The 19,341-nt window shown below is 75.3% G+C and carries 11 protein-coding genes; 5 read left to right on the top strand and 6 right to left on the bottom strand.

Annotated features, from left to right (window positions below; all coding sequences use genetic code 11):
* Positions 1–27: 27 nt before the first annotated feature.
* The 4 genes from ACFWXO_RS07235 to ACFWXO_RS07220 form a co-directional block, all read right to left on the bottom strand.
* A complete protein-coding gene (locus ACFWXO_RS07235; protein WP_380522688.1) occupies positions 28–9,813 on the bottom strand; it encodes an amino acid adenylation domain-containing protein in 9,786 nt (3,261 codons plus the stop codon).
* Positions 9,814–9,911: 98 nt separating this feature from the next.
* Complete coding sequence (locus ACFWXO_RS07230; protein ID WP_375891657.1) at positions 9,912–10,124, bottom strand: MbtH family protein; 213 nt, start codon at positions 10,122–10,124, stop codon at positions 9,912–9,914.
* A 107-nt stretch (positions 10,125–10,231) separates the two neighbouring features.
* Entirely contained in the window at positions 10,232–10,360 is a 129-nt protein-coding gene (locus ACFWXO_RS07225; RefSeq protein ID WP_380522687.1) for a hypothetical protein, read from the bottom strand.
* A gap of 378 nt (positions 10,361–10,738) precedes the next feature.
* Positions 10,739–12,049: an IS256 family transposase gene (locus tag ACFWXO_RS07220; protein WP_380522686.1), complete on the bottom strand. Its 1,311-nt coding sequence runs from the start codon at positions 12,047–12,049 to the stop codon at positions 10,739–10,741.
* A 393-nt stretch (positions 12,050–12,442) separates the two neighbouring features.
* Here ACFWXO_RS07220 and ACFWXO_RS07215 point away from each other — a divergent pair, with 393 nt between their 5' ends.
* Together ACFWXO_RS07215 and ACFWXO_RS07210 are read left to right on the top strand one after the other, a co-directional pair.
* Positions 12,443–13,429: a LuxR C-terminal-related transcriptional regulator gene (locus tag ACFWXO_RS07215; protein WP_375891652.1), complete on the top strand. Its 987-nt coding sequence runs from the start codon at positions 12,443–12,445 to the stop codon at positions 13,427–13,429.
* Positions 13,430–13,588: 159 nt separating this feature from the next.
* The gene (locus tag ACFWXO_RS07210) at positions 13,589–14,842 is read left to right on the top strand and encodes a phosphotransferase family protein (protein ID WP_380522685.1); all 1,254 of its coding nucleotides are present in this window, start codon (positions 13,589–13,591) and stop codon (positions 14,840–14,842) included.
* Between the two features lie 128 nt (positions 14,843–14,970).
* Here the strand turns inward: ACFWXO_RS07210 and ACFWXO_RS07205 are convergent, their stop codons facing one another.
* Together ACFWXO_RS07205 and ACFWXO_RS07200 are read right to left on the bottom strand one after the other, a co-directional pair.
* On the bottom strand, positions 14,971–15,249 hold the full coding sequence (locus ACFWXO_RS07205; protein WP_380522684.1) for a ferredoxin: 279 nt from the start codon (positions 15,247–15,249) through the stop codon (positions 14,971–14,973).
* Positions 15,246–16,466, bottom strand: coding sequence for a cytochrome P450 (locus ACFWXO_RS07200; RefSeq protein ID WP_375891646.1), 1,221 nt, complete (start codon positions 16,464–16,466; stop codon positions 15,246–15,248). Before ACFWXO_RS07200 ends, ACFWXO_RS07205 begins: the two co-directional genes overlap by 4 nt.
* Positions 16,467–17,088: 622 nt before the next feature.
* On the opposite strand from ACFWXO_RS07200, the gene ACFWXO_RS07195 reads away from it, so the two are divergent.
* The 3 genes from ACFWXO_RS07195 (at position 17,089) to ACFWXO_RS07185 (ending at position 19,290) form a co-directional block, all read left to right on the top strand.
* Positions 17,089–18,174 carry an S-(hydroxymethyl)mycothiol dehydrogenase gene (locus ACFWXO_RS07195; protein ID WP_375891644.1) on the top strand — a complete coding sequence of 362 codons (1,086 nt, stop codon included), beginning with the start codon at positions 17,089–17,091 and terminating at the stop codon, positions 18,172–18,174.
* A complete protein-coding gene (locus ACFWXO_RS07190) occupies positions 18,171–18,800 on the top strand; it encodes an MBL fold metallo-hydrolase (protein WP_380405249.1) in 630 nt (209 codons plus the stop codon). The genes ACFWXO_RS07195 and ACFWXO_RS07190 overlap by 4 nt, the downstream gene beginning before the upstream one ends.
* 88 nt (positions 18,801–18,888) lie before the next feature.
* Complete coding sequence (locus ACFWXO_RS07185; RefSeq protein WP_375891640.1) at positions 18,889–19,290, top strand: pyridoxamine 5'-phosphate oxidase family protein; 402 nt, start codon at positions 18,889–18,891, stop codon at positions 19,288–19,290.
* Positions 19,291–19,341 lie beyond the last annotated feature (51 nt).

Raw genomic sequence — 19,341 nt, 5'->3', positions numbered from 1 at the left:
CGGGGACCCGCGAGGACCGGGGAGGCCCTACGCCGGACCGCCGGGCCGGCGCATCGGCCGGAGGGCGGGCCGGGCCTTGCGGGCTGCGGGCAGCGCGTCGGCGAGCTCGCCGACCGTGGGGTGGTCGAAGAGGGTGCGGATCGTCATCTCGACGCCCAGGGCGGTGCGGATCCGGCTGACCAGCTTGGTGGCGAGGAGCGAGTGGCCGCCGAGGTCGAAGAAGTCGTCGTCGATGCTGACCGTGCCCAGCCCGAGCACCTGGGCGAACTGCTCGCACAGGCTCCGCTCCTGGGTGGTGCGGGGGGCGCGGCCCTCGGGGGCGCCGCTGTAGTCGGGGGCGGGCAGGGCGCGGCGGTCGACCTTGCCGTTGGCGGTGACGGGGAGGGCGTCGAGGACGAGGACGGCGGCCGGGAGCATGTAGCCGGGGAGGCGGTCGGTGACGAAGGCGCGCAGTTCGCCGGGGGTGGCGTCGCCGGTGACGTAGGCGACCAGGCGTTTGTCGCCGGGCCGGTCCTCGCGGACCAGGGCGAGGGCCTGGCGGACGGCGGGGTGGGCGGTGAGGGCGGCCTCGACCTCGCCGAGCTCGATCCGGAAGCCGCGGATCTTGACCTGGTCGTCGGCGCGGCCGAGGAACTCCAGCACGCCGTCCGACCGGCGCCGGACGATGTCGCCGGTGCGGTACATCCTCTCGCCCTTGCCGCCGTACGGGCAGGCCACGAAGCGCTCGGCGGTGAGCGCCGGGCGGCCGAGGTAGCCGCGGGCCAGACCGGCTCCGGCGAGGTGGAGCTCGCCGGGGACGCCGACCGGGACGGGCTGGAGGCCGTCGTCCAGGACGTACGCCCGGGTGTTCGCCATCGGCCGGCCGATCGGCACCGTGTCCGGCACCGAATCGGCGGCGGGCAACGGCAGTTGGGTCGCGCAGAGGGTGATCTCGGTCGGGCCGTAGAGCACCCGCACGCCGATCCCGGGGACGGCCGCCAGCACCCTGCGCACGGCGGGCGCGGAGACCACGTCCCCGCCGGTCAGCACCTCGCGCACCCCGGCGAAGACGCCCGGGTCCTCCTCGGCGATGACCCGGAACAGGCCGGCGGTGACGTGCACGTGGGTGAGTCCGTGCGTCCGGACCAGCGCGCCGATCGCGGCCGCGTCCAGGTCGCCCGCCGGGGCGACGACCACCTGGCCGCCGGAGAGCAGCGGCGCCCAGATCTCGTAGGTCGAGGCGTCGAAGGCGTGCGGGGCGTGGAACAGCACCCGCAGCCCGTCGGGGTGCTGCCAGCACGGGTCGGTGGCGAGCTGGACGACGTCCCGGTGGGTGATGGCGATGCCCTTGGGCACTCCGGTGGAGCCGGAGGTGAACATCACGTAGGCGAGCTGTTCCGGGTGGACGGCGGGGCGGTGGGAGCGCCGCCGCAGCGGGCCGTCGAAGCGCTCCGGGGTGAGCGTCAGGACGGGGCAGGGGGCGTCGGCCGCGAGCGGGTGGTCGCGGTGGGCCGCGTCGACCAGGACGAGCGCCGCCCCGGTCTCGGCGGTGATCTGCCGCAGCCGCTCGGCCGGGTGCCGGTCGTCCAGCGGGACGTAGCTGCCGCCGGCCTTGAGGACGGCCAGCAGGGCGGTCAGCAGCTCGGCGGAGCGGTCCATCAGCAGGACCACCGGGGTGTCGGTGCCGACGCCCGCGGCGGCGAGGTCGGCGGCCAGGTGCTCGGCCCGGGCGTCGAGTTCGGCGTAGCTCAGCCGTCCGCCGTCGGTGACCACGGCCACCGCGTCGGGGGTGGCGGCGGCCCGGGCCTCGAACAGCTCGGGCAGGGTCGCGTCGGGGACGGGGAGCGCGGTGTCGTTCCAGCCGGTGAGCAGCTGCTCGCGCTCGGCCGGGTCGAGGATCTCGACGGTGCCGATCGGCGCGTCGGGGTCGGCCGCGACGGCGCGCAGCACCCGCAGCAGGCGCTCGGCGAGCGCGCCGGCGGTGGCCGGGTCGAAGAGGTCGGTCGCGTACTCGATCGCCACCGTCAGACCCGCCTGCGGGCCCTGTTCGGTGAAGCGGAAGGACAGGTCGAACTTGGCGACGTCCAGTTCGAAGGGGTGCTCGGCGCAGGCCAGGTCGCCGAAGGCGGTGGGGACGGCCGCGCGGCTCTCCAGGGCGATGAGCGTCTGGAAGAGCGGGTGGCGGGCCGGGGTGCGGGTGGGGTTGAGCTGTTCGACCAGGCGCTCGAAGGGGAGGTCCTGGTGGTCGAAGGCGTCCAGGTCGGTGCGGCGGACGCGGTCGAGGAGTTCGCGGAAGCCGGGGTTGCCGGAGGTGTCGGTGCGCAGCAGGAGGGTGTTGACGAAGAAGCCGACCAGGTCGTCCAGGGCTTCGTCGGTGCGTCCGGCGACGGGGGTGCCGAGCGGGAGGTCGGTGCCGGCGCCGAGGCGGGTGTAGAGGGTGGCGACGGCGGCTTGCAGGACCATGAACAGACTGGCCTGCCGATCGGCGGCCAACTCGGCCAGCGCGGCGTGGAGTTCGGCGTCGACGACGGCCGTGGCCAGGCCGCCGCGGTGGGTCGGCGCGGCCGGGCGCGGGCGGTCGTAGGGCAGCGCCAGTTCTTCCGGGGCGTCCGCCAGGGCCTGCTGCCAGTGGGCGAGTTGGGCGCTCAGCAGGGCGCTGGGCTGCTCCTGGTCGCCGAGCAGCTCGCGCTGCCAGAGGGCGTAGTCGGCGTACTGGACGGGCAGCGGCCGCCAGTCGGGTTCCGTGTGGGCGTGGCGGGCCCGGTAGGCGGTGGCGAGGTCGCGGAAGAGCGGGGCGACCGACCAGCCGTCGGCGGCGATGTGGTGCATCAGGACCAGCAGGACGTGCTCGTCGTGCGGCAGGGAGAACAGCGTGGCGCGGACGGGCAGGTCGCGGGCGAGGTCGAAGACCTCCCGGCCGGCCTCGGCCAGGGCGGTGCGCAGCGCTTCCTCGTCGGCCACCGGCACGGCCCGCAGGGGGAGTTCGGGGGCTTCGGTGACCAGCTGGTGCGGCCGGCCGTCGGTGGTCGGGACGAGGGTGCGCAGCACCTCGTGCCGGGCCACCACGTCGCGCAGCGCCAGTTCCAGGGCGGAGTGGTCGACCGCGCCGGTGAGCCGGACCGCGACGGGCGTGTTGTAGAGCGCGCTCGGGCCCTCGAACTGCTCGATGAACCAGAGGCGTTGCTGGGCGGGGGAGAGCGGCACCAGGGCGGGCCTGGCCTGCGGGCGCAGCGCCGGGCGGGCCGGGGTGTCGACGGTCGGCAGGGCGGCGGCCAGGGCGGCCACGGTCGGGCGGTCGAAGAGGGTGCGGATCGGCAGATCCGCGCCCAGGGCGGCGCGGATCCGGCTGGCCAGCTTGGTGGCGAGCAGGGAGTGGCCGCCCAGGTCGAAGAAGTCGTCGTCGATGCTCACCGAGGCCAATCCGAGGACCCCGGCGAAGAGTTCGCACAGCGCCCGCTCGGCCCCGGTGCGCGGGGCGCGGCCCTCGGGGGTGCCGGTGTAGTCGGGGGCGGGGAGGGCGCGGCGGTCGACCTTGCCGTTGGGGGTGACGGGCAGCGCGTCCAGGGCGACGATCGCAGCCGGGAGCATGTAGCCGGGCAGCCGGTCGGTGACGAAGGCGCGCAGTTCGTCGAGCGGGGCGTCGCCGGTGACGTAGGCGACCAGGCGCTTGTCGCCGGGCCGGTCCTCGCGGACCACGGCGACGACCTGGCCGACGGCGGGGTGGGCGGTGAACGCGCTCTCGACCTCGCCGAGTTCGATCCGGAAGCCGCGCAGCTTGATCTGGTCGTCCGCTCGACCGGCGAACTCCAGTTCTCCTGTGGTGGTCCAGCGGGCGAGGTCGCCGGTGCGGTACATCCGGCTGCCGGGGGCGCCGTAGGGGTCGGCGACGAAGCGTTCGGCGGTGAGGGCGGGGCGGCCGACGTAGCCGCGGGCCAGGCCGTGTCCGGCGAGGTAGAGCTCGCCGGGGACGCCGACCGGGACGGGCCGCAGACCGCTGTCGAGGACGTAGGCCCGGGTGTTGGGGAGCGGGCGGCCGATCGGGACGCTGTCCGGTACCTCGGCCGGGGTGGTCATCCGGTGGTGGGTGGCGAAGGTGGTGGTCTCGGTGGGGCCGTAGCCGTTCACCACCCGCAGTCCGGGGCAGTGCTCCAGCACCCGGCGCAGCGCGACCGGCGAGACGACGTCCCCGCCCGTCCACGCCTCGCGCAGCCCGGCGAAGGCCTGCGGCGCCTCGGCGGCCAGCACGTTGAACAGGCCGACCGTCATCCAGGCGGCGGTGACGCCGCCGCGCTGGAGGGTGTCGGTGAGTTCGGTGACGCCGAGTCGCCCGGGCGGGGCGAGGACGAGGCGGGCGCCGGAGAGCAGGGGGGCCCAGAGTTCGTAGGTGGAGGCGTCGAAGGCGGTGGGGGAGTGGACCAGGACGCGTTCGTGGGCGCCGCCCGCGAAGGTGCCGCCGAGGGCGAGGTCGACGACGGAGCGGTGGGTGACGCCGATGCCCTTCGGTGTCCCGGTCGAACCCGAGGTGTGCATCACATAGGCCAACTGGGCGGCACGCAAGGGGAGATCGAGATTGGCGGCACGTTCCTCGCCGACCGCGAGGGTGGTCAGCCCGGCCAGTGCGGGGTGGTCGCGGTCGGTGACGGCGATCCGGGCGCCCGCGTCGGTGAGCACGGCCGCGAGGCGCTCCTGCGGTTGGGCGTCGTCCAGCGGGACGTAGCTGCCGCCGGCCTTGAGCACCGCGAGCAGGGCGATGACCAGGGCGGGGGAGCGCTCCAGCAGCAGGGCGACCGGCGTCTCCGCCCGCACCCCGGCCTCGGCCAGGCGCAGCGCCAAACCGTTGGCCCGGGCGTTGAGTTCGGCGTACGACAGCTCGGTGGTACCCGCGACCAGGGCGATCGCCTCGGGCGTCGCGGCGGCCTGGGCCTCGAACAGCTCGGGGACGCTCCCCGAGGGCAGCTCCGCCGCCGGCCCGTGCCCGCCCGACAGCAGCCGCTCGCGCTCGTCACCGGTCAACACCTCGACGGTGCCAAGGAGTTCGGCCGGATCGGCGACGATCCGGTCGAGCAGGGCGAGGAAGCGGTCCAGCAGCGTACGGGCCTCGGCGGGGCCGAAGGCGTCCGGCTGGTGGTCCAGCCGCAGCTGGAGGCCGTCGCCCGGGGTGAGGGCGAGCAGCAGCGGGTAGTGGGCGCTGTCGACGTCCTCGACCAGGGTGACCTGGGTGGCGCCGCTCGGGTCGGCCGCGTCCAGGGCGGACGGGTCGGGGTAGTTGCCGTACACCGTGACGGTGTCGAACAGGCTTCCCAGTCCGGCGAGTTGCTGGATCTCGGTGAGGCTGAGGTGCTGGTGGTCCAGCAGTGCGGACTGCTCGTGCTGGAGGCGCAGCAGCAGCTGCCCCCAGGACTCGGCCGGGTCGAGGGTGACCCGCACCGGCACGGTGTTGATGAGCAGGCCCATCATCCGCTCGACGCCAGGCAGGTCGTGCGGCCGGCCGGAGACGGTGGTGCCGAAGAGCACGTCGGTGCGGCCGGTGAGCCGGGCCAGCAGGACGCCCCAGGCGGCCTGGACGAGGGTGTTGAGGGTGACGCCGTAGCGGCGGGCGGTGCGGCCGAGCGCCTCGGTGGCCGCCGGGGTGAGGCCGGTGTGCAGGCGCAGCGGCAGGTGCGGGGAGTGGGTGGTGCGGCCGGGGGCGAGCAGGGTGGGCTCGTCCACGCCCGCGAGGGCCCGGGTCCAGGCGGTGCGGGCGGCGGCGCCGTCGCGCCGGGTGATCCAGCGCAGGTACTCCCGGTAGGGGGCGGCCGGGGGCAGCGGCTGCCGGAAGTAGAGGGCCCAGAGTTCCTCGGCGAACAGCGGGGTGGACCAGCCGTCCAGCAGGATGTGGTGGGCGGCGGCGATCAGCCGGTGCCGGCCGGGGGCGAGGGTGAGCAGGGTGTAGCGCAGCAGCGGCGGCCGGGTGAGGTCGAAGCGGCGGCCGTACTCGGCGGCGGCGATCCGGTCGGCCTCGGCCTCCGGGTCGGCGTGGCCCGTCAGGTCGAGGACGGTGAAGGGCAGTGCGGCCCGGTCCGGGACGGCCTGGACGGGCGGTCCGTCGGGGCGCTGGTGGAAGCCGGCCCGGAGGTTGGGCTGGCGGAGCAGCAGGGCCTCGGCGGCGGCGCGCAGCCGGTCGGCGTCGACCGGGCCGGTGAGGTCGAAGGTGCAGACCGAGGTGTAGACGTCGGCGCCGTCGGTGTCGTACGCGGCGTGGAAGGCCATGCCCTGTTGCAGCGGGGAGGTCGGCCAGACGTCCACCAGCTGTGCGGGGGCGTGGAGTTCGGCGAGCCGGTCGATCTCGTCCTGGTCGAGGGCGACGAGCGGGAAGTCGGCGGGGGTGTGCCCGCCGGCGTCCGGCCGTTCGGCGTGCTCGGCGAGGGCGCGCAGGGCGGTGAACCAGGCCTCGGCGAGGGCCCGCACCCGCTCCTCGTCGAGCAGTTCGCCGGCCCAGGACCACTGGGCGACCAGCAGCGGGCCCTGCGGGGTGTCGACGGTGGTGGCGTCAAGGCCCAGCACCCGGCCGAGCGCGAGGTCGGGGGCGGCGCCCTCGGTCATCGCCTCGGCCCCGGCGTGAACGTCGTCGGCGCTGACGCCCTCGGGCTGGAAGCGGCCCAGGTAGTTGAACTCGACCTGGGGGTCGGCGTGTTCGGCGAGCACCTCGGCGGTGGCCGGGTTGAGGTGGCGCAGCAGGCCGTAGCCGATGCCGTTGTCGGGGACGGCGCGCAGCTGCTCCTTCACCAGGCCGAGGGCCCGGCCGAGCGCCGGTCCGGCGGTGGTGACCTCGGCCCAGGTGAGCGGGCCGGGGGCGAGCCGGACGGGGTAGACGGAGGTGAACCAGCCGGCGGTGCGGTGCAGGTCGACGCCCTCGACCACCTCCTCGCGGCCGTGCCCCTCGACGTTCACCAGTACGGCGCCGTCGGGGTCCGTCGCGTCGCCGCGCCAGTGGGTGAGGGCGAGCGCCAGCGCCGTCAGCAGGACGTCGTTGACCTGGGCGTGGTAGGCGGCGGTGACCTCGGTCAGCAGGGCCCGGGTGGTGTCGGCGGGGAGCACGACGCGCAGGGTGCCGCCGGTGGCGTAGGTGTCCTTCGCCTGGTCCAGCGGGCGGGCGCCGAGCAGCGGGTCCGGGGTGGCCAGTGCGGCCTGCCAGTAGGGGAGTTCGGCGGCCCGGCGGTCGCTGCGGGCCTCGGCGGTGAGCCGCTGGGCCCAGCGCCGGAAGGAGGTGGGCACCGGCGGGAGCTCGGGGGTGCGGCCCGCGCGGGCGGCGGTGAGCGCGGCGAGCAGGTCCTCCTCGACGATCCGCCAGGTGACGCCGTCCACCACCAGGTGGTGGATCACCAGCAGCAGCCGGGCGGGCCGGTCCGGGCCGGCCTCGAAGCGGACGGCCCGGAGCATCCGGCCGTCCTCGGGCGAGAGCCGGTCGCGGGCGGCCTCGGTGGCGGCGCGCAGGGCGTCCGGGTCGGCCGGGCCGGGGACGCTGCTCAGCACCTCCTCGGCGGGGACGGCCCCGGGGGCGGGGACGTGCAGCGTCCAGGGGCGTTCGGCGAGCGGGGAGGTGCGGGCGCGCAGCAGGTCGTGGTGGTCGAGCAGCGTCTGGAGGGCCGTGGTGAGGTCCCGCTGCCCGGTCCCGGCGGGGAGGGTGAGCAGGGTGGACTGGTAGAAGCTGCCGACGGCGCCGCGCTGCTCGGACAGCCAGTGCACGATCGGGGTGGGCGGCACCTCGCCGAGGCCGGCGCCGGGCGGCTCGACGGCGACCGGGCCCTCCAGCGGGCGGGCGAGCAGGGCCAGCGCCTCGACTCTGGGCGCCTCGAAGACGGCGCGGGGGGTGAGCCGGAGTCCGGCCTGCCGGGCCCGGGAGACCAGTTGGATGGCGACGATGGAGTCGCCGCCGAGCTCGAAGAAGGAGTCGGCGACCCCGACCCGGGGCAGCCCGAGCACCTCGGCGAAGAGCCGGGCGAGGGCGTGCTCCACCTCGCCGGCCGGGGCCCGGCCGCCCTCCTCGGCGGTGCCGAGCGCGGGCGCGGGCAGGGCGCGCTTGTCCACCTTGCCGTTGGGCGTCAGCGGCATCCGGTCCAGCACCACGACGACGGGCACCATGTGGTCGGGCAGCTGCCCGGCGCAGTGGGCGCGCAGCTCGGCCGGGTCGGCGGTGCCGACGGTGTAGCCGACCAGCCGGCGCTCGCCCGGGCGGTCCTCGCGGACCAGTACCACGGCCTGGCGGACGCCGGGGTGGGCGGAGAGGGTCTGCCCGATCTCGCCGAGCTCGACCCGGAAGCCGCGGATCTTCACCTGGTCGTCGGCCCGGCCGAGGAAGTCCAGCTGGCCGTCGGGGCGGAGGGTGCCGAGATCGCCGGTGCGGTACATCCGCTCGCCGGGCGCGCCGAAGGGGCAGGCGACGAAGCGGTCGGCGGTCAGGCCGGGGCGGCCCAGGTAGCCGCGGGCCAGGTGCGGGCCGGAGACGTACAGTTCGCCGACGGTGCCCGGCTCCACCGGGCGCAGCCGCTCGTCCAGCAGGTGGATCCGCACGTCCTGGCAGGGGTGGCCGATCGGGGGCTGCTCGGTGCCGGTGAGCGGCTCGCTCATGGTGACGATGACGGTGGTCTCGGTCGGCCCGTAGCTGTTGAGCATCAGCCGGTCCCGGCCGAGCCGGGCGGCCAGTTCGCGCGGGATGGCCTCGCCGCCGCCGATCAGGGTGCGCAGGGTCGGCAGCGGGGCGTCCGGCAGGGTGGCGGCCATCGCGGTGGCGACGTCGGCGTGGGTGACGCCGTACCGGTCGATCAGCTCGGCCAGCGCCTCGCCGACCAGCTGGCTCTGCTCGTGGGGGAGGACGAGCGCGGCGCCGGTGGTGAGCGCCACGGCCAGGTCGGAGACGGAGACGTCGAAGCTGAGCGAGGCGGCCTGGAGCACCCGGCTGCCGGGGCCGACGCCGGTGGCGGCGACCTGGGTGCCGATCATGCTGGGCAGCCCGGTGTGGGTGACGGCCACGCCCTTGGGCAGGCCGGTGGAGCCGGAGGTGTAGATGACGTACGCGGTGTGGTCGGCGCTCAGCGGCCGGACCCGCTCGGCGGTGGTGAACGGGGTGCCGGGCCGGTCGGCCAGGTCGGCGAGGTGCGCGGCGGAGTCGAGCAGCAGCCGGGGGGCGCCGGTGTCGGGCAGCCGCTCGGCGGCGTCGGCGGTGGTGAGCACCAGGGCGGCGCGGGAGTCGGTGAGCATGTGGCGCAGCCGCTCGGCGGGGTAGGCCGGGTCGGCGGGCAGCCAGGCGGCGCCGGTCTTGGTGACGGCCAGGATCGCGGCGACCGCCTCGGGGGACTTGGGCAGGGCGAGCGCGACCACGTCCTCGGTGCCCAGGCCGCGGGCGGCGAGCACCCGGGCCAGCCGGTTGGCGCGGGCGTCCAGTTCGGCGTACGTGAGGGTGGTGGACCCGGCGTACAGCGCGGGGGCGTCCGGGGTGCGGGCGACCTGGGCGTCGACCAGGGCGCCGAGGGTCGGGCGCGGGTCGGCGGCGGTCGTGCGCGGGTCGGCGGCAGCCGGGGCCGCATCGGGAGCGGTCGGGGCCGGGTCGGCCAGCCGGGTGGCCAGATCGGCCGGGGTCGGGGCGTCCAGCAGCAGCGGCAGCGGCACCCGGAACCCGAGCTCGGCGCGCACCCGGGCCAGCAGCCGTACGGCGGCGGGCCGGTCGCCGCCCAGTTCGAAGAAGCCCGCCGCGGGGTCGACCGACTCCCGGCCGAGCACCTCCGCGAACAGTCGACACAGCACCTCGGCCGGTCCCGGCCGCGGGTCGGTTCTGTGCGTCTGCTGGTCCCCGGACATCTGCTTCTCTCTCCCTCGTTGCTGCGTGACCCGCGGGCGGTCGGCCCGGTCGGCGTGGTCGGCGTGGCCGGTCGGTGACGGCCGGTCAGGCCGGTCGGTCAGTGGCCGGACAGGTGGGCGACCAGGCTCTTCGGCCGCAGGTCCTGCCAGTTCTGCTCCACGTACTCGACGCACTCCGGCCGGCGGGCCGCGCCGAAGACCTGGTGCCAGCCGTCGGGCACCGGGCTGAACACCGGCCACAGCGAGTGCTGGCCCTCGTCGTTGGCCAGGACGAGGTAGTCGGCCTCGGGGTCGTCGAACGGGTTCGCCATCGTCGGTTTCCTCTCTGTTGGGAGAATTACGAGGAGGGGGGAATTTCGTCGGCGCGCGGTGAACGGCTCACGTCGGCCGGCGGTTCACCGGGTTCGCCCCAGTGCGTTCACGGGCCCCAGCCGGAGTCGTCCCCGTGCACGGCCGAGGGACCTGCGGCAACGGTGGACTGGTACGGTGCGGCGTGCATCTGGACGCCGATCCCGGCGACCACGAGAACGGCGAGAATCCCGAGCATCTTGTGAATGCGAACGGCAAGATTCGTCATGGCGAATTCCTCTTCCTGAGGCGGGCGGTGTGTGCGCTCCTCGCTGTGAATGAATCCTGCCGAGGCCCAAACTGGCGTGGAAGCTCTGGCCGTTATCGGGATCACGCAATGCGGGAACCGGAAGCGTGAACAGACTGTGCCAAAATCGGGCAGAACTGATGCAAAGAACACCTGGGTCTGTCAGATCAGTGGTGGGAAGGCGGGCGCACGGCGGCCCGGCGCGGCCGGAACCCCACCGCGGAGGCCGGGAGCCCGGGCCGACGGAGGTCGGGAGCGCCCACGACAGGTCACGGCCGGGATTGCTGAGATAAGGTCAACTATCGGTAAAGCAGAGGCAGTTGGACGGCATCAGCGCCGAGAGCCCCGGCGCAGCTCCGCACGGACGGCCGGCCAGTCCCCGGTCCACGGCCGGCGGGCCCCGGCCGACGACTCCAGGGCGAGGGTCGCCAGGTAGACGCGCTTGAGCGCGGCCCGCTCGTCCCGCACCCGCCCCGCGGCCTGCTCGATCCGGCGCAGCCGGGCGTGCAGCCGCTCCAGCGCACCCCCGCCCGCCAGCAGCCGCCGTGCCTCCGGGCCGAACCGGAACCCCGGCGCGAGCAGCGGCCACGCCGCCCGCCAGACCCGGAACACCTCGCGGTGGCCCGGCCCCCACTCCCGCTCGGCCCGGCCCAGCCGCTCCAGCGCCGCCGCCTCGGTGGGCGCCGTGCAGATCTCGTGCAGCACCCGGGCCAGCCCGCCCCAGTCCTCGCCCGGCGCGTGCCGCAGCGCGGCGTGCAGCAGGTGCGCCACCGAGGTGTGCACCACGGTGCGCGGCCACCGCGCGGCCGCCGCCTCGGCCAGCCCCGCACCGGCGGCACCGACCAGCACCCAGACCTCGCGCACCCCGCGCTCGGCCAGCCCGGCGAGCACCTGCGGCCACTGCTCGCCGTCCTCGGCGGGCCACAGGCCCAGCACCTCGCGCAGCCCGTCCGTGGAGATCCCCAGCGCCAGGTGCACCAGCGGGCCGCCCGAACGCCCGCTGCGCACCGAGTCGACGAAGACCACCGGGTACACCGGGTCCAGCGGGCGCCCGCGCCGGTCGGCGAGCTCGTCGAGGACCTGGTCGGTGATCACCGAGACGGTCTCCCGGCTGATCTCCACCCCGTACACCTCGGCCAGGTGCGCCACCAGCTCGCCCGAACTGAGGCCGCGCGCGGTGAGCGAGACCACCAGTCGGTCCAGTCCCGGCAGTCGGCGTGCCCGGGGGCGGACCGTACGGGGGGCGAAGCTGCCCTCCCGGTCCCGGGGGACCCGCACCTCGACCGGCCCGATCTCGGTCAGCAACCGCCTGGCCCGGGCGCCGTTCGGGCCGTTGGGGCCGCGGTGGCCGGCGGGCCCGCCGGAGCCGCCCGGGCCGCCGGCCGCCCCCGCGGGGTTGTTGGTGCCCGGGCCGCGCAGGTGCTCCTGGAACTCCAGCTCCAGCGCACGCTCGATCAACTGCTTGGCCAGCGCCTGGAGCAGGCCGCCGTCGCCGAGCAACTGCACCGAGCCCGCACCGACCTGGGCCGCGGCCGCCTCGGCGAGCTGCCGCACCAGCCGCTGGTCCACCAGCCCGGCCGGATCCACCAGCCCTGCGGGGTCCACGAGCCCGGCCGGATCCACCGGTCCGGCTCGGTCCACCGGGCCGGGCGTCTCCACCGGCGGGGGCGGGTCGGGATCAGCTCGCAACAAGGGGGTGCCCTCCGTCCGTCCGTCGGCCGGGCCGGTCCACCGGCCCTTCGCTCCGGCCGCCCTGACGGGGCGACGCGCGCAATGCGGCGGCCATCCGCCCGTTACCGCAGCCGGGTACGGTCGTCCTCGCCGTCACCACCGTCGGACGCCGTTGCCGGGCATGCCCGGTTTCGCCGTCAACCGCTGATTTCCGCGCCTTTAGGGCGTACACTCGCGGCTGTCGTGGCCCGGGGGGGATGCGTCCGAACGGCAGGTGAGCACCATCCTGCCCTTCCGGACGTCTGGCTGTTGCCGGTGCGGGCATTCGTGAAAGCGCAATGCCGAAGCCGGAAGGATGCCCAGATGTGCCTATCCCAGGACACCAGCGCGGAAATGGGGACACCCCAACTGTGTGACCGGGGGGTCGAGTTCTACCGGATCGCACTCGCCGAGGGCGGTGCCAGCGCCGGACAGGCCCCGGAATGCCTGGTCAGCATGGGCCTGCTGCGCACCCTGCCCGGCGCCGGGCACCGGCTCGCCCCCGTCCCGCCCGACCTCGCGGTCACCGGCCTGACCCGGCCGCTCGAACTCGCCGTGCTGGCCCACCAGGAGCAGCTCGCCGAACTGCGCACCGCCTTCACCGCCGCCGAGCACGCCTACCGCGACGTGATGAGACAGGCCCAGCTCCCGATCCGCCTGCTGGCCGGCGAAGAGATCAACCCGGCGCTGGAGAAGGCCGTCGCGGCCTGCACCGAGGAACTGCGCACCGCCCAGCCCGGCGGCGGCCGCGGCGCCGACCACCTGGCCGCCGCCCTCCCGCGCGACCTCGCCCTCGCCGAACGCGGCGTCCGCCAGCGCACCCTCTACCAGCACACCGTCCGCTCGCACGGCCCGACCCTCGCCTACATCGAGCAGGTCTCCGCCCGCGGCGCCCAGGTGCGCACCCTCAACGAGGTCTTCGACCGGATCATCATCTGCGACCGCTCCACCGCCTTCATCCCGGCCGGCGCCCAGCGCGAGGCCGCCGCGGTGCTCATCCAGTTCCCGCCCCTGGTCGAGTACCTGCTCAAGATCTACGAGTTGATGTGGGAACGCGCCGAGCCCGTCACCTACCTGGAGGGCCACCACCGCCCCCAGCTGCTCACCGACCGCACCCGCCGCAACGTCCTGCGGCTGATGGTCAACGGGTTCACCGACGAGGCGATCGCCAGCCGCCTCGGGATGAGCACCCGTACGGTCTCCAGCCACATCCAGAAGGCCAGCGAGCTCCTCGGCAGCCGCAGCCGGGGCCACCTCGGCTACATCATCGCGCGCGAAGGCGTCCTGGACGAGCCGCTCGACGACCTCTGACGTCGATCCCGGTGACGACTCCCGGGTGCGACGGACCGGGTGGGAACGCCGGCAGGAGGCTCCGGGCAGCGCAGCCTCACGGTGGCTCCCGCGACGAACGGGTCCGCCTCCCGGGAAAACCGGTCGCCACCGCCTCGCTCCGTGGGCGAAGCTGCTCGGATGCAGCGAGCGAACAGCCGGACCGTGACCGTCGACCTCACCCACGAAGGCGCCTACTACGGGCAGTTGGGCCCCTTCGAGACGGACCTCGGCTGGTGGTCGGCGGTGGACGGCGTGGTCGCCCGGGCCACCGAACTGGCCGGCGTGCCGGTGCTGGTGACCAGACTCCTCGACGGGCACAGCGCGGACCCGGGCCACGGCGGCCGGGTCCGCTACCACGCCGAGGCGCTCCGGGCGCCCGCCGCCCGGACGCCCCGCCCGCCGGACGCCGGGACGGCCGCGCTGCTGGCCCCCGCCGCCCGGCGGGCCGCCTGGGCCACCCCGGACGGGCTGCGCTCCGCGCTGGAATGGGCGCGGGAGCGGCTCGCCGACCTCGGCCGGCCGACCGGGGCGGCGCGGCAGATCCGGACCTGGAACCTCTCCGGCCTCTTCCGGTTCCCCTCCCCCGTCGGGGCCGACGCCTGGTTGAAGACCACCGGCCCGGAGTTCAACGCCGCCGAGGGGGAGGTGATCGCGCTGCTCGGCGGCGTCGACCCCGCCCTCGTCCCGCCGGTTCTCGCCGCCGACCCGGCCGCCGGCCGGCTGCTGCTCGACCACGTCCCCGGCGAGGACTGCTGGAGCCCGAGCGAGGCGACCGTCGCCGACGTCGTCCCGCGCTTCGTCGCCGCCCAGGCCGCGCTGGCCGGGCGGCCCACGGCCCTGGCCGGCCTGCGCGACCGCACGCCCACCATGCTGCACACCCAACTGACGGCGCTGCTGGACCGGCTCCCCGCCGAGACCGACCTGACGGCACCCGAACGCGACCGACTGCACCGGTTCGCCGCCGAACTGCCCGCGCTGCTGGACGAACTGGCCGCCTGCGGCCTCCCGGAGACACTGCTGCACGGCGACTTCCACCCCGGCAACTGGCGCACCGGCGACGCCCGCCCGGTCGTGGTCGACTACGCCGACGCCTGCCTCGGCCACCCGGCCCTGGACGGGCTGCGCCCCCGCGCCTACCTCACCCCGGCGGCCTGGCACCACCACGCCGAGGTCTGGACGGCGGCCTGGCGCGAGCACGCCCCGGGCTCGGACCCGCACCGCGCCCTCGAACTCGCCGCTCCGCTCCACCACGTGTCCTACGCGCTGCGCTACCAGGAGTTCCTGGACCACATCGAGCCCAGCGAACGCCCGTACCACGAGGGCGACCCGGCCGCCGAACTGCGCGCCGCCCTGGCCGCCGCCCCGCGCGGGGGAGCCCGCGACGCACGCTGATCCCCGGTGCCGTGCGCGGCGGAGGCCGTCGACACGACACCGGGGATCAGAAGGTCACGGGGCACCGGATCAGGTGGTCACCCGGTCCGGCGGGTCACACCGTCCGGCGGGTCACTCCGTCCGGTGCGTCACTCCGCAGGTTCGATCCGGTAGCCGCCCCGGGCCGAGAACAGGGTGAGCGCCTCGACCGGACAGAACTCCACCGCTTCGGTCAGCCCGTCCGTCAACTGCGCTCCGCCGACGGCGTACCCGGCCACCGGCCGGGCCTGCCCGTCGGTGTCGAGGGCCAGCGACCCGGGGGCGCTCAGGGCGCACATCCCGGAGCCGATGCAGCGGTCCCGGTCGACCCGGACCAGCACGGATTCGGCCGCCGCCGGGTCGGCGGGCCCGGTCGGACCCCCCGTCACCAGGTGACCCTCAGGGTGTTGGGGCTGCGGGTGAGCAGCCCGCGCCGCCAGTCGATGTCCCGGGCCTCGTCGGCCAGCCGCAGCGCGGGCAGCCGGCGGGCCAGCCGGTGCAGGGCGAGTTCCAGCTCCATCCGGGCCAGCCAGGCGCCCAGGCAGTGGTGCGGTCCGGCGCCGAAGGTGAGCATCGGCGCGGCCAGCGGGGAGAACAGCTCGGTGCGCAGGTCCCCGGTGAAGACCTCCGGGTCCTGGTTGGCGGTGCCGGTGTCGGCGGCGACGACGCTGCCGGCCGGGATGACCACCCCGCCGATCTCGACGTCCTCCACCGTGCGGCGCAGCAGCCCGGGCATGTGCTCGGCGGCGTCGCCGAGCGGTACGGCGCGCAGGATCTGCTCGGTCGCGGCGGCGGCGCTGGCCTCGTCGGAGGCGAGCCGCTGCCAGGCGTCCCGGCCGTCCTGGAGCAGGTAGACCAGGGCGTTGCCGAGGCTGGTCATGGTGGTCTCGTGACCGGCCACCACGAGGCCGATGACCAGGGCGATCAGCTGCCCCTCGGTGATCGAGCCGTCCTCGGCGGCGGCCGACAGCAGGCTGCTGACCAGGTCATCGCCGGGTTCCGCGCGGCGCTCGGCGATCACCTCGGCGCCGAAGGCCGCGAACTCGGTCATCGCGGTGGCGATCGCCTCGGCGCTGTGGGCGGTGGTGGAGAGCGCGTGGTCGCTCCAGTGGGCGAGCCGTTTGCTGTCGAGGTTGTCCAGGCCCATCAACCGGCTGATCACCAGGACCGGCAGCGGCCGGGTGTAGGTGGCGACAATGTCGGCGGGCGAGCCGTGGTCGATCAGTTCGTCGATCAGCGACTCGATCACCGAGGCGACCCAGGGCTTCCAGCGCGCGATCGCGCGCGGGGTGAAGGCCCGTTGCACGGTGCGGCGCAGCCGCTGGTGCTCGGTGCCGTCGATGTTCAGCATGCTCTGCGGGTCGTCCAGGATGTTGGGCGTGACCATGAGCGGCGGGGCGTCCGGCGCGTAGAGCGGGGCGCGCCCGAGCCGCGGGTCGGTGAGCACCTGCCGGACGTCGGCGTGCCGGCTGACCAGCCAGACCGGCGTGCCGGTGGGCAGCGCCGCGAGCCGGGGCGGACCGGGCTCCAGGTGGCGCAGGCAGTGCATCGGGGGGAGCGGGGCGGTGCCGGTGCCGGCACCGGTCGCACTGTTCTCGGTGGACATCCGTACTCCAGACTCCAGGGCAGGGACCGCGCGGGGCGGCCCGACGGGGGGTGGATCCGGGGTTCGTGCGGGACGGGCGGTTCGGCCGGGGCGGCTCGACTCGGGGCCGGCGGTGCGGTGGGACGCGGTGGGACCGGGAACGCTGCCCGCGCGGGGGCGCGGGCCCGTCCGCGGGATGGCGCGGGATGGCGCGAAACGTGCGGGGGCGTACGGTCGGTACGCGCCCGGCACGAGCGGCGCGCGGTGGCGTGCCGTCAGGTGGGGCGGGTGTGCTGAGCGTGGTCGCGTGGACCGTCTCTGCTACGACCGTACGTGGACGGCGGGGTGCCCGTCTGCGGCACTTCCAGCCAACGGTGGCGCTTTCCGGGCAGTTCGTGGCACGTTGACGGGCGCTCACCGCCGCCCGCGCGCCCCTGGTCCGGGGCCGCGCCGGGGCCGCGCGGGGGCGAGTGCCCGGTGGGCCCGGCAGGACTGCCGGGCATGCCTGTGGCACATGCGCCCGGCCGGGCGGGCGCTACCCTTCGTAGGCACTCCTTCGGAAGTGCTTCTAGAGTTCTCTCGCAGTCGTTTGTCGCAGGTCACGCCGGTGCGTAGCCGTACCGGCCGACGGAGGTGGAATCGGATGGCCCAGCAGGTCAAGGCAGTCATCGCGCGCGCCAAGGGCGCACCCGTGGAGGTGACCACGATCGTGGTGCCGGACCCGGGGCCGGGCGAGGCGGTGGTGCGGATCCAGGCGTGCGGCGTCTGTCACACCGACCTCCACTACCGCGAGGGCGGCATCAACGACGAGTTCCCGTTCCTGCTCGGCCACGAGGCCGCGGGTGTCGTGGAGTCGGTGGGCGAGGGCGTCACCGAGGTCGAGCCGGGCGACTTCGTCGTCCTCAACTGGCGCGCGGTGTGCGGCCAGTGCCGGGCCTGCAAGCGCGGGCGCCCGCAGTACTGCTTCGCCACCCACAACGCGAAGCAGAAGATGACGCTGCTCGACGGCACCGAGCTGTCCCCGGCGCTGGGCATCGGCGCCTTCGCCGAGAAGACCCTGGTCGCGGCGGGCCAGTGCACCAAGGTCGACCCGGCCGCCGACCCGGCCGTCGCGGGCCTGCTGGGCTGCGGCGTGATGGCGGGCCTCGGTGCCGCGATCAACACCGGCAACGTCGGCCGCGGCGACACCGTCGCCGTGATCGGCTGCGGCGGCGTCGGCGGGGCGGCCGTGATGGGCTCCCGGCTGGCGGGCGCGGCGAAGATCATCGCGGTGGACATCGACGACCGCAAGCTGGAGAAGGCCCGCTCCCTGGGCGCCACCCACACCGTCAACTCCCGCACCACCGACCCGGTCGAGGCGATCCGCGAGCTCACCGGCGGCAACGGCGCCGACGTCGTGGTGGAGGCCGTCGGCCGCCCCGAGACCTACAAGCAGGCGTTCTACGCCCGCGACCTCGCGGGCACCGTCGTCCTGGTCGGCGTGCCGACCCCGGAGATGACCCTGGACCTGCCGCTGCTGGACGTCTTCGGCCGCGGCGGCGCGCTCAAGTCCTCCTGGTACGGCGACTGCCTGCCCTCCCGGGACTTCCCGATGCTGATCGACCTCCACCTCCAGGGCCGCCTGGACCTGGACGCCTTCGTCACCGAGCGGATCGGGCTCGACGAGGTGGAGCAGGCCTTCGAGCGCATGCACCACGGTGACGTCCTCCGCTCGGTGGTGATCCTGTGACCACCCGAGTGGACCGCCTGGTCACCGCCGGGACCTTCGAACTCGACGGCGGCAGCTGGGAGGTGGAGAACAACGTCTGGATCGTCGGCGACGACGAGGAGGCGGTGGTGATCGACGCCGCGCACGACGCCGCGGCCATCGAGGCGGCCCTCGGCGGGCGCCGGCTGCTGGCGATCGTCTCCACCCACGCCCACAACGACCACATCGACGCCGCCCCGGAGCTGGCCGCGCGCACCGGTGCGCCGATCCTGCTGCACCCGGACGACCTCCCGCTGTGGAAGCTCACCCACCCCGAACGGCTCCCGGACGGCGAACTCGCCGACGGGCAGCGGATCGAGGTGGCCGGCACCGAGCTGACCGTGCTGCACACCCCGGGCCACGCGCCCGGCGCGGTCTGCCTCCACGCCCCCGGGCTCGGCACCGTGTTCACCGGCGACACCCTGTTCCACGGCGGGCCGGGCGCGACCGGGCGCTCCTTCTCGGACTTCCCGACCATCATCGAGTCCATCCGCGAGCGGCTGCTGTCGCTCCCGGCCGACACGGTGGTGCGCACCGGCCACGGCGACCCGACCACCATCGGCGCCGAGGCCCCGGCCCTGCCGGAGTGGATCGCCCGCGGACACTGAGGCCCCGTACGCAGTCCCAAGGCTGCTCGCCGCGTTACCGTACGGCCCCCGGGGAGGACGCCGCCCCCGGGGCCGTACGATCGCGATCATGGCCCATGACCCGCGTGACCTCGACGACGCCTTCCTCGCCTTCTGGCGCGAGCGGCACATCGCCACCCTGACCACCACCCGGCCCGACGGCACCCCGCACGTGGTGCCGGTCGGTGTGACCTTCGACCCGGAGACCGGCACCGCCCGGGTGATCACCAGCCGCACCAGCCGCAAGGCGCGCAACGTGGCGGCGGCCGGACCCGAGGGCCTGCGCGTCGCGGTCTGCCAGGTGGACCGGGCCCGCTGGTCCACCCTGGAGGGCGTCGCGGTGGTGCGCGACGCCGCCGAGCAGGTCGCCGACGCCGAGCGCCGCTACGCCGAGCGCTACCGCCCGCCGCGCGAGAACCCGGACCGGGTGGTCATCGAGATCACCGTCACCCAGGTCCTCGGCCGCGCCTGACCGGGCCGCCACCGGGCTGCCACCGGGCCGCACCCCGCCGCACCGCTCACG

Origin of the sequence: Kitasatospora sp. NPDC059088, assembly GCF_042738155.1 — a bacterium.
Taxonomy (GTDB): Bacteria; Actinomycetota; Actinomycetes; order Streptomycetales; family Streptomycetaceae; genus Kitasatospora.
The sequence above is the reverse complement of the archived record's forward strand: the minus strand, read 5'-3'. Positions and strand labels throughout refer to the sequence as shown.